Origin of the sequence: Aquimarina sediminis (assembly GCF_002895435.1) — a bacterium.
Classification (GTDB): domain Bacteria; phylum Bacteroidota; class Bacteroidia; order Flavobacteriales; family Flavobacteriaceae; genus Aquimarina; species Aquimarina sediminis.
Map to the genome: position 1 here is coordinate 243426 of NZ_POYJ01000003.1, position 16660 is coordinate 260085.

Here is a 16660-nt window from a genome sequence, read left to right on the forward strand (position 1 = left end):
TCGTTTTAGATTTTATCAATATACCTAAGTTCAAAAGAATCGGGATTAACCTCGTTTAATGACTTTTGGTAGTAGAAATCAATAATTTGGGATTCTAAGTATGATTTTATTTTTTTAACCTCTGTTTCTTCTTCATAGAGGCGATATGCATTTTTGGCTTCATTTTTTTTGAACTCTAAGACTAGCATATCTGGTTTTATAACTGCTTCAATGCTGGTATACCTGTCAAATTTTTTCTTCATCCATCGATGACCAACTAATTTCTTTTGTCTATTGTCAAGTTCTTTTTTTAGATCTTCTATTTCGTTTACATTATTTGGAGACTCCTTTTTTAGCTCATCAAGTTCTATCTTGGTCTTTACAAAACTCCTTTCAAGCTTAAAATCAATATATTGCATATCATCTTTTAAACTTTTGATAACATCGTGTAAAATGGCGTCATAAGCTTTTAAGAAATCTTCATAGCTATACAATGCTGTTAAAAACGCTATAGCTTTTTCTTTATATAGCCCTGTTTTAGACTGTTTCTCAACCACAGCAAATAAAAAATGAAGCTCTTTTTGTTTTTCTGAGGGGATGTTTGAAAATCTTGAACTGTTTTTTACGTTAGCCAGTTGCTCTGTTACTTGAGGAATAGTACCGCTATAGGTTACAGACCTATATCTAAACTGTAAAGTGCCCAGCTTATTGATAGCCTCTTCATTCAAAAGGGTTCTATTCCGTTTTTTGAACTTTATCTTAAAGGTGTCAAAAGTATAGGTGTACCCAAATGTTGCAGTGAAATCGGTATTACTATTCGTGTCTGTATTTCTAAATAATGAAAGGATATTGAGGTTAAGATTATGACTCTCATAAATAGTATAATTACCCCCTAATCTAAGGTTGTAAATATCATTTTGTTTGTCTCCATTATTAAATGCAGAATTGTATGAACTAGAGAAATTGGCTCTAAGTTTTTTATCAAAAAAAGATTTGGTAACCATAAAAGTAGGTCCCAAAGTAAGATTGTCGGTTTCTCCAACAGTGTTATAAGAAACATTGGCAGCCAGCGAAAAATTAAGCGAATTTTTTGGATAACCTAATGTATATGCAGAAGCTATGTTATAAAAATTTGATAACCCATTTTCAACGGTTCTTCCGTCTTGTTTATTGTCAGAACTTTGGTAGGTGAGATTTAGGTTAATTGCCTGCTGTTTACTTTCTGTTTTTTTTAAGGTGTAATTGATCCCAAGATTTGCATTTTGGGATATTTGTCGGTAATTAAGAGTATCTATATTATCAAATTGATTTACTTCGTTAATAAAATCAAATTGATCTTGAATATTGGTATAGGATTGAAAATTCGAATATCCGGCATTGACAGACAATTTTTCTGAGCTGGTATAGGTAATATTAACGGCACTTACAATACGTTTTAATTCTGAGCTTTTGGTGTCTTCCAAATTATCTCGTTGCAGACCCGCATTAACATTAAGGTTAATTTTATTGCTAAAAATACTTTGTGAAGCATTTACCGTTATATTTTCAAGGTCATTATTGAAGTAGTAAGCACCAAAAGTTCGATAAGAGGGGTCTATACGTTCGTAGCCTACACCAACAGAGCCATTACCTGCGGGATAATCAAATTGTGCCCTTAAAGCATTGTGATAGTTTGTTGTTAGGTTTTCATTTAGTAAAAAAGAAAGAGCTCCTGTTGTAGATCGTGATTCTGATGTCCGAGTATCTTCGGTAATTCCTGAAATAGCATATTCTAGATTTATTTTGGCTTTTTCAAATACCATAAAATTGGTTTCTACACTTACCACTGCATTTTCTTTTGGAGTAAGTTCTAATGCAACCGGAACTGCATTTTGGATCGATGTTTCATCATCTTTTGCTGTAAAGAAAATAAGCCCAACTGAAGCTTTCTTAAAATCATATGAAGTTTTAAATCCAAACCCCATTCTTTTATACGAAGGTATGGCTTCAGGAACTTCGGGATTGTATTCAGATTCTTTAAGAAATCTACCATATAAGGCACTTATCTTAAATGGTCCATTAGGAGTAAGGTCAATTCCGCCTCCTGTAAATTGATGCCCGCTTACTGTATATGGAGAAAAAGTCATAGAAACATCACCTATATGAGTCGACACCCATTTGTAAGATGGATGAATACTTAAACGATTTATTTTAAAAGGTGTACTATACTCTAAATCCTGATTGGTATATGAAAAAGACAAAGGAATATTGTAAACACCACTAACATTAAAATTTAGATTACCATTTATGAAATAAGTAAATGGATCCCGATTTGCAGTACCATTATAAAACACACTATTTCCAGAAATTCCTCCGTTAAACCGTAATAATGGAACTTTACCAATCTGCTCAAGGTTTTGACTTGAAGTAATAAAAGAGCAACCTAGGAAGAAGATGAGTAATTTTAATCTCAATATGTTAATGGTTTTGGGGAATTTTTATGATAAAATTAACATGGCAAATATAGATTAATGAGCAACTTTAAAGCAAGAAGTTTTGTTCAAATTTTATAAAATTGTAGTAAGAATTTATAAATATTTAGTACGTAAAAAATATATATACTATTGATTGTTAGTGCATTATATTGATGTTGTCTGAAGGGCTCAAAATATGGAGAGTTATAAGAAAGGTTTTGTGAAAAAAGCGAATATTATGCCTTTTTACTATTTGGTTTTTACCAAAAAGAAAATTCTATAGATAGTTTTCTGATCATTCAAGTTGTTTGAAGTCTATAAAATTATTCTACCCTCCTTTTGGTGCCATTCACCAATAAATCGACACCCTTGACCAAGTTATTTTTGTAAAAGTTTCTTTCTGGTCTAGTTTCGCACCATTAAACGAATTGAAAAAACAAAATATAGGACAGGCAATTTTATCGATTTTTAGAAAACAGTAATACTTTTTTTGTGTTTATCGAGTTTGTATTTGGATAGCTTGAGTAACAAACGTTAAGAGAGTCTTTTTATGGTAAAAAACAGAAAGGTATTAATAGTAGAAGATGAGTTTTCAATTGCATTAGATATAAAAATCAGCTTAGAAAAGTTAGAGTATTTTGTGGTTGGAATTGCGAGTAGTTATACAGAAGCTATGAAATATGCATCAGAAACTATCATGGATGTCGTAGTGATGGATGTTAATATTTCTGGTGATAAAAATGGTATTGAGACTGCAGAAGAAATCTACCAGAAATATAAAATTCCAGTTGTTTTTCTTACCGCTTATGGTGATGATACTACTTTTAAAGACGCTTTGCAGACGAAGCCTTTTGGCTTTTTACTTAAACCTTTTAAAATAAAAGAACTGTCTTTTGCCCTACAAATAGCTTTACAAAAACAAGTAGAGAATAAAAGAGAAGAAACCTCAATAACCAATAACAAGTTGGGTGATACTTTATTTATTAAAGATAAATCACAACTTATAAAAGTAAAAATGAGTGATATCTTATGGGTAGAAGCCATGGACAATTATACTCAAATCATCACTAAGAATAAAAAAGTGGTCGTGAATATGTTTTTAAAAGAGTTTTACGAAAAAATGCCGCAAGACAAATTCCTGAGAATTCATAGATCCTATATGGTTGCTCTAGAAAAGATAGATAAAATAGAAAATAGATTTGTTTATGTAGGTAATAAAAGTATCCCCGTCAGTAAAGCTTATAAAAGTCAACTTTTAGAACGATTAGATATTTTGTAGTATGCAAAGAGTTGCGCGCTTTTTGAAGAGGTATACAAGTCTGTTTTTTTTCTTCTCTTGTATTTCATTAATAAGTCAAACAGATACTTTAATAAAAAGATTAAAAACCGCCTCAAAACAAGAAAAGGTGGGGATACTTCAACAGTTAGCACTAGAGCTTAGTGATTCTGACCCCGCTAGAGCCCTTGGGTATGCACACCAAGGATTAGAGTTGTTAGAAGACGAGAATTCTAAAAACATAGGGTATTTCTACTTTATTCTAGGAAGACTGTGTAATGGAAGGTCTGAATTTGAGCAAGCATTGTTTTATTATAATAAAACAATGGAAATAGCCAAAGGGTTACGTTATGAACAGGGGGTTGCTAAAAGTCACCAAAGTATAGGATTGGTTTATGTAAAAATGGGAAATTATCATCAAGCCCTAGATGAATATTTAAAAGCTGCAAATATATATGAAGCAAGTAATGAAAGAGGATTGCAAATTGGTGCCTTGGAAAATGTAGGTTCACTATACTCCTTAAAATTAAAAGATGATGAGAATGCTTTATTGTATTATAATAAAGCATTAAAACTATCAGAAAAGATTGGCGATATTGAGTACAGAACCGGAATTATGATAGCTGTTGCCGAAGTATATATGCGCCAAAAGAATTTTGAAAAGGCAAAAAAGGTAATAAAGGAATCCATTGAGATTGCAGAAAAAACTAATATTCCTCCAACCATTATGACGGGGTTGAGTAATTTATCTGCAATAGCTGTAGAAGAAAATAAATTACAAGAGGCGTTAGTATATGCAAAAAAATCTCTTAAACTAAGACTAGAAACAGGAGAGGTTTACGAAAATGCTATCGAATACCTTAGGTTGGCCGATATTTATGAAAAATTAGGAGATACCATTGCAGCCATATCCCATTATGATGAAGCGCTATCTACTGCCATAGAGACAAAAGCATTACCGCAATTATCCAAAGTATACGAATCCCTTCAAGGGTATTATAGAAGGCAAAAGGATTATCAAAAAGGATATGAGTATCTATTAAAATATAACATCGTAAAAGACTCTTTGTTCAATGAAGAAAAGAAGAAAGAGCTTAAAGAGGTACAAGCAAAATTTGATATCGAAAGTAAGGAAAGAGAAGTGCAACTATTGATCAATGAGAATAAAATAAAAGCTCTTGAAAACAAGAGCCATAGAATTACTCGGATTTTATTAATAATAGGATTATTTGCATTATCAATAATACTATTAACATTGTTGTATGGCTATAGGAATAAGCAGAGAACCAATGGAGTACTTGCCGAAAAAAACAAGGAAATATCGCAAACTCTTAAAGACCGCGAAATATTGTTAAAAGAAGTACATCATAGAGTGAAAAATAATTTACAGATAGTCTCGAGCTTACTACGCCTACAATATAAGTTTGGAGACCATAAATCATCTGTAGAAATCTTACAGGAAATTCAAAATAAAATACAAGCAATGGCCATAATTCACGAGAGATTGTATAAGTCAAATGATTTATCATTAATTAATCTGGGAACATATTTGGATAACTTATTGAATTATTTTAAAACAAGCTATGACCTATCACAGCAAAATATTACAATTAGCACAGATGTAGATAATATTAATCTGGATATGGACTATCTGGTTCCTTGTGGGTTGATTGTTAACGAGATTATTGCGAATAGTATTAAATACGCCTTTGAAGAAGATGCAAGTGGTCATATTAGTATAGAAGCTTCTAAAAATGAAGACACCTGTGTACTTATGGTAAAAGACTCTGGAGTTGGTTTTCCCGAAAATTTTGAAATGGAAAATAGCCAGTCTTTGGGGATGCAACTTATACAAGGACTTACCAGACAAATTAAAGGTACTGTAGAGATTGATTCTAATCCTGGAGCCTGCTATACCATCAAATTTGATATGATAATGTAACTAAGAGATTGAATACAATCTCCTTACCCTTTTTTTGGGTCAATTCACCAAAAAAATCATAAAATATACCCAATTAATTTAGATGCAGAATCTCATTATATTAATTTTGTCTAAATAAGAAAACAGAGAAAAATAAGGAATGAGAAACGTAATTAAATTATTAAAAACAGGAAGTGCTATCATAGCTATTAGCCTTATCACAGCCTGTAGTTCTGATGATGATACACCTATTGTGAATCCAGGAAATACAACTGTAGAAGAAATAAAAATAGACGAAGGAAAACTTTCTGCCTTCCCATTATTCGGGATAAACCCTACAGCAATAGATATTGTAGATCCTGAGATCACAGACAATAAAGAAGTAAAATATGGCGAGATAAAAATTACTGTACCTGCCACGATAACCTTAGACGCAATACGAGCGGCAATTACATCTTCAGAGCTTAATTTAAGTAAGTTCGAGATTTCTCCTAGTAACGATGTACAGTTATCATACGTCGACGGAAAAGTAAATGTGTATACCATTATGAATGCACTAGGCAAAAAAGAAGAGCTATTACACTATAACGTAAGTATTATTAGAGAGGTAGTGCCCGAGCCGGAAACTTTGAAAATAACAGGATTTAAATTCGAAAAAAGTAAAAATCCAAGCTTGCCAAGTGATATAGAAATGTCTAGAATTATTGAAGACACCGGGTTAGATAAACTATATATATTTGTGCCTGTAGGAACAGATTTTACAGATTTAATCCCAACAATTACTTATGATGGCACAAAACTGTATTATTATCAGGATTCTTCGCAAACACCTGGTGCCGGTACAGAATATCCAGTAGAAGGCCAAAGTATAGACTTTAAATACCCTAAATCTTTTATTTTAGAGGTTAAAGATCGTGATAATGATCAGTTTAGAACAACTACGGTTATTGTAGATGTAAAAAACCCTCTTAAAGTAGAAACAGTATCTGTAACAACACCAGACGTAACAGAAGGAGCTTCTCAAACTTTTGAGGTTACAAAATGGACAAATCAAGGAAATCATATGCTCGTTTATGGCAAAGCAGATGCCGAGGAAAATCAAGATCCAGCACCTCCTGTAAGAGCGATTAGAATAAGAAGAGAATTGCCTAGTGTAGGAATGATACCAGGAAATAGTGCCAATGTAAATGTAACTGTAAAAGGAGACACTTACCCAGCCACAACTTACAAAACAACCGCAGTTTTTTATCCTAGAATAAGATATCATGAAGAAATAGATGACTTATTAGAACCAGCAAAACTTGATATCACTGCTAAGATTGTTAAGTAATATTATTTCTGCATACTAATTAGTATTTAAAACCATAACCATATTTGATTTTTCAACAGAAATAAGTGTATGTTGATTGTGTATACAATGATTCTGGGTTTAGACTTAGTAAAACAAATTAATTAAACATGGTTCAATTAGAAGAGGAGTATAATAGCTCCTCTTTTTTTTGTAGCAAATTCTCTCAAACCGTACTTTTTGTTTATCATATGAAAAAAACACTTTTACTAGTTTTTATAATTTCCCATATCACTTCTTGTAGTAATGACGATTCAAAATTGATAGAAAATAATGAAACCGAGACTGGTTCAGAAGAAGTTTTTCAAAAAGGAAGCCTTAATTTTCTTTTTTCCAATGCTTTAATTTCTGATAAATTCAATAACATAGAGAGAGAAAACCCCATAAGTATAATAGAATATGATGAGAATAACAACCGAATCAAAACCAACTATTCTAATTTAGAAAACCTATTGATTCAGACCGAGAGTGGTCAAAGTTGGTTTGTAATTCAAGGTAGTGAAGCTTCAACTGTGATTGAAGTTGAAAATGTAGATTTGAACAATGGCTGGATTACTTTAGGAGAAACTTTTTTAGGGACCTTAAATAAAAATGTAGGTGCTAAAATAGAGTTTTTTAACCCTTTTATTAATTATAGTATTATAAAGGATCGTCCACTGTTTAATCCTTATCCAACTAATGTTACTGAAGGAATTTTTAATTACATTCAACCAGGAGGTATTATTGAAAAATCTGATGGAACCTATATCCTCTTAACGCCTGTGGTTTTTGGATTTCACAGAAAAAGGAGTATTTATTATGCAACTAGTGATAATTTAGAAGATTGGACTTTTCACGATGAGAAAATTTTAAGCACCAATATGATACCATTTGCAAAAACAAATGGAAATGTATTCTCTACTGATAACCCATACAAACTAGAAAATGGAAATTTTCTAGTTTTACTCGGGGTACAATTACCAAATAATAATTATACTTCTGCATATATGATTATAGATGAAAATCTTAATATTATACAACAACCAAAAGAAATTATGATTCCTGAATGGCATGGAGAAAATCAAAATAGTTTCCCCTTAGCTTTAACAAAATTCGAAAATAAATTCAGAATACTTTTTCATAGAAGAAATTCAAATTTTGTAGATAGAGAAATTCATGAAGTAATTACTACTGATCTATTTGATGCCTTAGAATTTAATAACAGTATTATATCTTCTAGATTAATACATAAAGGGACTAATAGTACTGGTTACTTAAGAGGTAAAGCTGACGATGCATCATATATTAAGTACAATTCAGAATTATATATATTACTAGGTAGTGAAGAAATGGCTTCAAATTATTTAACCTCAAATAATAGAGAATATGGCTTAATGAACTGGAATGGAAACAAGTGGAACCATGATAGCAGAAGTCCATTATTGATAAATCCTGTACAGTTACATAACAAATACCCTATTTATGATTGGGCTTGGGATCATTTGGGTGCTTTTGCATCACCAATTATAAAAAACGAAACGCTATATATCTATATGGCATTTGGCACAGATAATCCGGATTATTTTCTTTCTGGAATCAAAATACCGTTAAATTAATACTATTTTCGAATGAAATAGAATTCATCAATTTACAAATTATGATTGTTAATGCTTCGCTTTTCTTTATTAGCCAAAGATATACCGCTACAAACTGATATAAGCATTATTCTAATAAAGTAAAGAGATAAAAAATGACAAGAGTTATTGTCTCTTTAAAAGATAAGTTATATCAGAATTGGCGTAAATATAATAAGATAACTTAGCTCAAAATCCTGATTATTTATGCTCACCATCAATAATCAATAGCTCACCAAATAAATGATAAGGTACACCATATTAATTTAGAAAAGGAGCCCCATACTATTAGTTTTGCCTCGATAAATTTATAGAAAAGGATAATGACCCGATTCAGTGAATTGGCATAAATTACCCCAAAACAAGATCTTACAAAGAAAGGATTTTTTTAATGTTTGTAAGATTAAGTAGTACAACCAAAACCATTAATTAATATCATTTTTTATGAAGTTACCGTTTCGACCATATTAATATTTTGCCGATAGCAAAAAACGGCTTGAGTTAATTTATTTTTTATTCCAAATCAAAATCTTCTTAGGAAGGCTAAGTAGTTTTAGTATGGTTGATGAGTAGAGGGGCATTTACGCCCCTCTTTTTTGTTGATGTGGTAAAGTATCTCTTCTTGTTACACTCATTACTTGATGATCTTAGGTCGGTTTCTTGTTTTATAGGGTACATGATATTACTGCATATAGTAACCGCTACTCGTATTCCCCCCTTTTTTCAGGGGTAGCAAAATTCACTATAAAGGGGGTTCTGCTACACAGCATATCGCTCTACATTTGAAGTATAATTATAAACAAGGTTTTGACAGCGTGAATGAACCTTTTATCAAAAACAAAAAAGAAGTAAAGTATGGGACTTAAAGAAAAAAGATTCACTAAAGCATTTCAAGAAGAAAAATTTCCTGTATTAAAAGGAGAAATTGATCAAGTACTGGGGTTTGAAATTCCTATGGAGATAGAATGGAATGCTCTTTTTGAAGATAGATTTATGCACCTATATAATGAGACGTATCCAAAGATTTATTTTCTACCTCTTATCAATTCGTTCAAAGCCATTACACAAGATGAGTTAGGTAAAGAAGCACTTACTGAAGGTCTTAAAAAAATTGTGATTTGTAACACCAGTGATCATCATAATCCAGAAAGAGCATACAGTTTTATAGATGGAATTCTTACTGTCGATTTTAGCCCAGTACTTAATGCAGATCAGGTAGATCAGCGTGTAGAAGTATTGCAGCAAATTCTAGAAAATGCTTTGTAATTAATAGTAAATATATCTATAACCTCAATTGTAGAAACGTAATATCATAAACAGTATTTCTGCAATTGCCTTAATACTAAACAAAATGGAAAATGAATACCTAAAAGAATTCAGAACACAATCGATAGCAGAGATAACACATCTTGCATACACCAGTAAGTTTCGTGTAGTAGTTGGAGTTTCTTTAGCAAGTGGTTTGTATCTCGAAGGAAGTATTATAGATATCGCTCTAAATGAAAAACAAGGATACAATATTTGTTTTGATCAACCTCAAAACGGGATTACCTATTTCTCAACCAATAGTATTATTGCAATAACAATAAGGCAACCTTTGTCTACAGCAACCATAGCCAATGAGACGAGAAATACAATGCTATCGTGTTAGAGTAACCTAGTATGATTTTGGTGATAAATACAATGTATAAACATATTGATTAAAAAAGTACTGTAACAAGTCATAATAAAAAATACAAATACAAAAAAGCATATAAAAGATACTGCACAAAAGTATGGGGGGAAAAGAAAAAAGTGCTATTCAAGAATTTAAGAATGAGCAATTCCAAGAGTTAAAAAATAGAATTAACAAAGCTGCAGGTTTTGATGTGGTATTAGAGGTCGCGTGGGATACCCTAATAGAGGATCGTTTTTCCCATTTATATCATGATAGCTTCCCAAAAATTTATTTTTTACCGATACTTGAAGCATTTAATACTATTTGTATTGATAAGTTAGGACAAGAGTTGTTAAAAGATGGACTAAAAAAAGTAACTATCATAAATAATGATAACTACCATAATCCAGAAAAAGCAATCACTTTTAGCAATGGAGTACTGACTATAGATCATAGTCCAATTCTAAATGCAGATAAAATCGAAGATCGAACGAAACAAATAGTTACTCTTTTAGAAAATAACCTAGAAGAAGTTAGTCCAGCAATACGCGAAACGTTAGCTTCTCAAGAAGAAAAAACAGTTAGTATAGATGAGCTACATAACCAATATTTGGCTTTATCATATGAGAAACAATGCCTTTTTGCAGATATGGTAGGAGAGTCCTCTTGGGAATTTAATATGGCAACAGGAACGGTGACTTTTGGAGAGCAGGAATTTCCTGTACAAATGTTGGCTACTTATTCAGAAAAAGAAAAATCATGGTTATGGGCATGGGGAAATAAACAAAGTGGAATTCCTGAACGTTTATTAAAAACGGCTATAGAGCTTAAAGATATAGGAAACGAAAAAGATATTGAAGATTTTTACACTTCAAAAATAGATTGTAATGAAGATCCGGGGCATTTTTATGGAGCATTAGCTAGCGCACTAACCAACTCTAGCTGCTATTGTCAATTAAGCTTTAAAGGATTGAAAGTATATGTGTTGATAAAAACGGAAGTGTTGGATACAAAAGCGTTACAAGACACCTCTCTAATCATTTCTAATTTTACAAAAATGATAGCTACTATAGAATGTTCTCATAAACATGCGCTTTACCATTATTTACAACAAAAAGGGTTTGATGTAAGATTAACAGATAATAATGTTTTTGCTGTAAAAGGGGAGGATCAAATACTAGGCATATTTGATCTTAAGGGACGTCTTGTAAAAATATCTAATTCATTGATGACGGTGTAATGCCGCAAAGAAATATATGAAATATCGATCAGTATATTACATCAGATCTGGTAAAATAACCCCAGGAAATTATCATTGTAGCCTGGGGATATAAATACAGGATGTATTGATCATATTATTAAAAGACTCGACAAGTAGAGTAACCCAAGTTTTTTTTATTGTTGTTTAGTAAGGCATTAAGATACTTCTGTATTTTGATGCCTTTTTTTGGTAGCTCATTAATGTTCTTTATAATGATCAGGCTTGGATAGTAAGGGTGCCTAAAATAAAAATTACACTAATTACTTGTACCTGTAAACATCATGTGGACCAAAATCTAATAGATGAATAGTTTTGTCATATGTGGCTCCAAGGCGTTTTGCTAGTGACACTGATGCTGTATTGCTAGGATCTATATAACTGACTAATGACGGCAATTTCAAAGTGTTTAAAGCATATTTTTTTACAGCAAGTCCTGCCTCTACGCCAAATCCTTTTCCCTGTGCTTTAGGAAGTAACCAATATCCAAGTTCGGGTTCGGGCCAAGGATCTGATTTCCATAATCCGACCGTTCCAATTAATTGATGTGATTCTTTTTCTTCTATTGCCAAGTAAGAAAAACCATTTAACTCATAATGTCCTATATAGGTAGCCATTAATCTCCAGGCTTCTTCAGCGGTTTTTACATTTCCTACATATTTTGCATTTTTTTCATCACTATAAAAGGCTGCGACAGCATCAAAATCATTTTTGATCCACTGTCTGAAAATCAATCTATCTGTTTCTAAACCTATCATTTATTCATTTTTATTATTATAACACACAAACTCTACAATATTTCCCTCTGGGTCTTTTATAAAAATAGATTTCCATTGTACCCATTCAAAATATTCTTCTACACAGTCTATATCCAAAGATTGTAGTCGTTCGAGAACATCTGAATAATCCTTTTTGTCAATCTCTAAAGCAAAATGATGTAAGCTGGTATGTTGTTGTTTTATATCATCTCGTACCTTATCAAAAGCATCTGCATTAGTTTTGGCAAATAATGCTAGTACTTGGGTATGCCCATTATAGCCTTCTGCAATCTTGAAAAAAGTAAAATCTTTTGTTTCATTAAAAAGTTCTAAGCCCACGATATTTTGATAAAACTGTTTCATTTTATCCATGTCATTAACTCGTAAAACAATTTCACCTAATCCTTTTACTTTATTTTCAATCATAATTATTGTTTTATTACTTACAAGCTTCTATATCTCTTATATCTATCAATGGTCGAGATTTAGTATAGTGATTTCCTCTATTGTAAATATAATGCATTGGGATATTAAAAAAAATGACCTATGATTTTTTGCAGATAGTTCTTGCAGCGATGTAGGTGCGTATTGTAGTACTGTAGATGGTTCTTGCAGTGATGTAGATGCGTATTGTAGCACCGTAGATGGTTCTTGCAGCGATGTAGATGCGTATTGTAGTACTGTAGATGGTTCTTGCAGCGATGTAGGTGCGTATTGTAGTGCTGTAGATCGTTCTTGCAGCTATGTAGGTGTGTATTGTACTGTAGATACTTGTTGTCGATATCGATCACCTATCATCTGAGAAAAAGGGTAAGGAGCAAGAGACCGGAAATAATATAAAACAAAAACGCCACACCTTGGTGTGACGTTTTTCTAATCAATTTTACAATTCATTATATTGTCGCAGGAGCTACGGATACTTCCGCAACTTTCTTTTTACTAAATCTTACTTTAATACGATGTACAATAAAGAATAGACATGGTACAATTATTAAAGTTAAGAAGGTAGCTATAATTAATCCATATATAACAGTCCATGCTAGTGGTCCCCAGAAAATCACATTATCTCCTCCCAGGTATATTTTTGGATCCCCAGAACTAAATAACGAGAAGAAATCCAGATTAAATCCTATCGCTAGTGGAATTAATCCCAGTACTGTAGTAATTGCAGTAAGTAATACAGGTCTCAAACGAGCTTTACCTCCTTTGATGATTAATTTTTTTACTTCTTCATTTGGTAGTAATTCATTTTCTAGTACACCAAGCTCTACCTTTTTACGATCAATCAGTAATTGTGTATAATCGAGAAGAACTACTCCATTATTAACTACAATCCCAGCCAAGGAGATAATACCCATCATGGTCATCATAATTACAAAAGAAGCTCCTGTTACCAAGATTCCTCCAAAGACACCTATAAAACTTAAGAAAATAGCAATCATAATAATGGTAGGCTTAGAGATAGAACTAAACTGAAAAATAAGAATCAGCATAATAAGTCCTAGACCAGAGAAAAATGCCCCCATTAAGAAAGACATTTGTTTGCCTTGCTCTTCTATCTGACCGGTATAATCAATTTTCACTCCTCTAGGTAGAGTTATAAAACTAGCCATCTCAGTTTGTATCTGCGATACAATTGCTCCTGCATCTGTATATCCTGGTTGTAGACCAGAGTATACGGTTACTACTCTCTTAGTATCTTTATGTTTTATGGCACTAAACGAAGAGGTGTTTTTTTGCCTAGCTACAGTAGAAACGGGTATTTCGATAATTTTTCCTGTGTTCTGATCTTTAAAAGTGATGTTTTGATTAAATAAGGCACTGGTATTATATCTGTTTTCTTTATTAAAGCGAACATAGATATCATAATCTTCTCCATCCTTTTTATACACCCCTGCTTTTTCTCCAAAGATCGAACGGCGCAATTGATTTCCTACCTGTCCTGCCGCGACACCTAATTCTCCTGCTTTTTCGCGATCTACAACCACTTGCATAGCAGGTTTACCTTTATTAACATCGATTTTTAGCTCCTCGATACCAGGAATATTTTTTTCATTAATAAAGTTACGCATTTGTTCTGCGATATTAATCAACTCGTCATAATCAGGACCTTCGATTTCAATATTAATAGGATATCCTGCAGGAGGACCAACGGGATCTTTCTCAACCGAGATTGCTACCCCGGGATAGATCCCTTTTAGAGATTCCTGAACCTTTTGGCGTAGTAATTCAGAATCTTTTCCTTTTCGGTATTTAAACTCCCTCATGGTAGCCGTAATCTTAGCTTTGTGAGGCATCTCGGCATTACTCCCTCCATCTGTCTGTGGGTTTCCTGCTCCTTCTCCTACCTGAGAGACTGCTGATTCTACAAGGAAATTGTGATTCTGACCTTCGATATATTCTGAGTCATTAACCACAGCATATACACGTTGTTCAATTTCTTTGGTGATCGCATTGGTTTTTTCTATATCGGTACCTTGTGAGTATTCTACATAGACTACAATTTGATTTGGCTTATTGTCCGGGAAAAATTCTACTTTAGTACGTTGACTCATCATCGAACCAAAAAACATGACAAATACAACAATTAGTAAAACAAAAGTTCCAATGGTAAAAGCATAGATTCTCCAGCCTTTTAATGCCATAGATAAAAAGCGCTTATATTGGTTTTCTAACCATGCCAGAATTTTGTTCTGAAAGAAAGTTGCCGCTTTTTTCAATACATATTTATAAACCCAGAACATAGCTGCGGTAAAAATCATAAGACTTCCTAGTCCGCTAACAGCTCCTCCAAAAATTAATATAAAAACTCCAATCCCAACAAGAATAAGACTTAATCGTATCAACTGTTTTACGGTTAGTACTTTTTCACCAACTTCCATAAATTGTGAAACTAGCATAGAGTTGATAAAGATGGCTACAAATAAAGAAGACCCTAATACAACCGATAGTGTAATCGGGAAATAAATCATAAACTGTCCCATTACTCCCGGCCACATTCCTAATGGTATAAATGCGGCAACCGTGGTCGCTGTCGAAATGATTATAGGATAGGCAATCTCGCCAATACCTTTTTTGGCAGCCTGAATTCTAGACATGCCTTCTTCTTCCATCAATCGATATACGTTTTCTACTACTACAATACCATTATCTACCAGCATGCCTAACCCCATAATTAAGGCAAAAAGAATCATTGTATTCATCGTATAACCAAGTGCCGATAAGATCATAAATGACATAAACATAGACATCGGGATAGCAAAACCAACGAATAAGGCATTTCTAAATCCTAAAAAGAACATTAATACCCCCACAACCAGTATGATACCAAAGATGATATTATTAACAAGATCACTTACCTGATTGTTTGTTTTTTCTGATTGATCATTGGCAACAGTAACTTGCAGATCTTGCGGGAACACATTTTCTTTGGCATCATCGAGAATTACATTTATTTTCTCTACAGCTTCGATCATGTTTTTTCCTGATCGTTTCTTTACATCTAGCATCACTACATTATGACCAAACTCTCTGGCATAGGTAGTTTTGTCCTCTTCCTTAAAGCTTACTTCTGCAATATCTCGCAGATATACAGCTCCATTGTCAGATTTTACTACAAAACCATCAAGTTGAGAAGGTTTTTCGATTTCTCCTAGTATTCTTATGGTACGTCGTTGTCCACTTGCAATCATATTTCCTGCAGACATAGTAACATTTCCGTTACGTATAGTGTTGATGACATTATCAAAGCTCACTTGGGCAGCCATCATTTTGTATACATCTACCGCAACTTCTATTTCTTTTTCCTGAGCCCCACGAATATCTGCTTTTTTGATCTCTGGTAAATCCTCAATTTCATCTTCTAAGTACTCAGCGAATTCTTTTAGTTTATCAACAGGGTAATCACCAGCAATATTAATGTTCATAATAGGAGTCTCTTCAGAAATACTCAAATCAAAAACATTAGGTTCTACCTTGGCTCCATTAAAAGTAGGCCAATCTTCATTTGCTTTTTCAGAATCTACTTCGTCTTTTACCTTTTGCTTGGCAGCAGGTACAGAGAGTTCTTCATCAAACTCTACTGTTATAATACCATAATCTTCTTGCGAGGTAGAAAGAATCTCTACTACATTACTTACATTCTTTAATTTGTCCTCTAGAGGGTCTATGATCAGACGCTCTATATCTTCTGCAGTATTCCCGGGATAGGGAACACTTATATATATTTTGGTTTCATTAATCTCAGGGAAATTTTCTCTGGGCATAGAAAAATATGCAGAAAGCCCCAGGACCAGAAAAATCCCGATCATTACATAGATAGTAGTGGGATTGTTTATCGCCCAGGACGATAATCCAAATTCCTTATCTACCTTTTTCTTATTAACTTCCATAGATTG

Annotated in this window: 11 protein-coding genes; 7 read left to right on the forward strand and 4 right to left on the reverse strand. The window is 32.8% G+C overall.

Annotated elements, in window-relative coordinates; all coding sequences use genetic code 11:
* Positions 1 to 5 precede the first annotated feature (5 nt).
* Positions 6 to 2432, reverse strand: a complete 2427-nt coding sequence (locus C1X07_RS09710; RefSeq protein ID WP_103069817.1) for a TonB-dependent receptor — start codon at positions 2430 to 2432, stop codon at positions 6 to 8.
* Positions 2433 to 2982: 550 nt separating this feature from the next.
* Between C1X07_RS09710 and C1X07_RS09715 the strand changes: the two genes are divergently transcribed.
* The 7 genes from C1X07_RS09715 (at position 2983) to C1X07_RS25220 (ending at position 11487) form a co-directional block, all read left to right on the forward strand.
* Positions 2983 to 3711: a LytR/AlgR family response regulator transcription factor gene (locus tag C1X07_RS09715; RefSeq protein ID WP_103069818.1), complete on the forward strand. Its 729-nt coding sequence runs from the start codon at positions 2983 to 2985 to the stop codon at positions 3709 to 3711.
* 127 nt (positions 3712 to 3838) lie between these two features.
* Positions 3839 to 5650, forward strand: a complete 1812-nt coding sequence (locus C1X07_RS09720) for a tetratricopeptide repeat-containing sensor histidine kinase (RefSeq protein WP_164914132.1) — start codon at positions 3839 to 3841, stop codon at positions 5648 to 5650.
* A 139-nt stretch (positions 5651 to 5789) separates the two neighbouring features.
* The gene (locus C1X07_RS09725; RefSeq protein ID WP_103069820.1) at positions 5790 to 6959 is read left to right on the forward strand and encodes a hypothetical protein; all 1170 of its coding nucleotides are present in this window, start codon (positions 5790 to 5792) and stop codon (positions 6957 to 6959) included.
* A gap of 209 nt (positions 6960 to 7168) precedes the next feature.
* The gene (locus tag C1X07_RS09730; protein WP_128755239.1) at positions 7169 to 8572 is read left to right on the forward strand and encodes a hypothetical protein; all 1404 of its coding nucleotides are present in this window, start codon (positions 7169 to 7171) and stop codon (positions 8570 to 8572) included.
* Positions 8573 to 9445: 873 nt separating this feature from the next.
* Entirely contained in the window at positions 9446 to 9856 is a 411-nt protein-coding gene (locus tag C1X07_RS09735) for a hypothetical protein (RefSeq protein ID WP_103069822.1), read from the forward strand.
* 85 nt (positions 9857 to 9941) lie between these two features.
* Positions 9942 to 10241 carry a hypothetical protein gene (locus tag C1X07_RS09740; RefSeq protein ID WP_103069823.1) on the forward strand — a complete coding sequence of 100 codons (300 nt, stop codon included), beginning with the start codon at positions 9942 to 9944 and terminating at the stop codon, positions 10239 to 10241.
* A 124-nt stretch (positions 10242 to 10365) separates the two neighbouring features.
* Positions 10366 to 11487, forward strand: coding sequence for a DUF6882 domain-containing protein (locus C1X07_RS25220; protein ID WP_206604225.1), 1122 nt, complete (start codon positions 10366 to 10368; stop codon positions 11485 to 11487).
* Positions 11488 to 11768: 281 nt separating this feature from the next.
* Here the strand turns inward: C1X07_RS25220 and C1X07_RS09750 are convergent, their stop codons facing one another.
* The 3 genes from C1X07_RS09750 to C1X07_RS09760 all read right to left on the reverse strand — a co-directional run bounded on the left by C1X07_RS09750 (position 11769) and on the right by C1X07_RS09760 (position 16654).
* Positions 11769 to 12263, reverse strand: a complete 495-nt coding sequence (locus C1X07_RS09750) for a GNAT family N-acetyltransferase (RefSeq protein ID WP_103069824.1) — start codon at positions 12261 to 12263, stop codon at positions 11769 to 11771.
* Complete coding sequence (locus C1X07_RS09755) at positions 12264 to 12689, reverse strand: VOC family protein (protein WP_103069825.1); 426 nt, start codon at positions 12687 to 12689, stop codon at positions 12264 to 12266.
* A 467-nt stretch (positions 12690 to 13156) separates the two neighbouring features.
* Entirely contained in the window at positions 13157 to 16654 is a 3498-nt protein-coding gene (locus tag C1X07_RS09760) for an efflux RND transporter permease subunit (RefSeq protein ID WP_103069826.1), read from the reverse strand.
* Positions 16655 to 16660 lie beyond the last annotated feature (6 nt).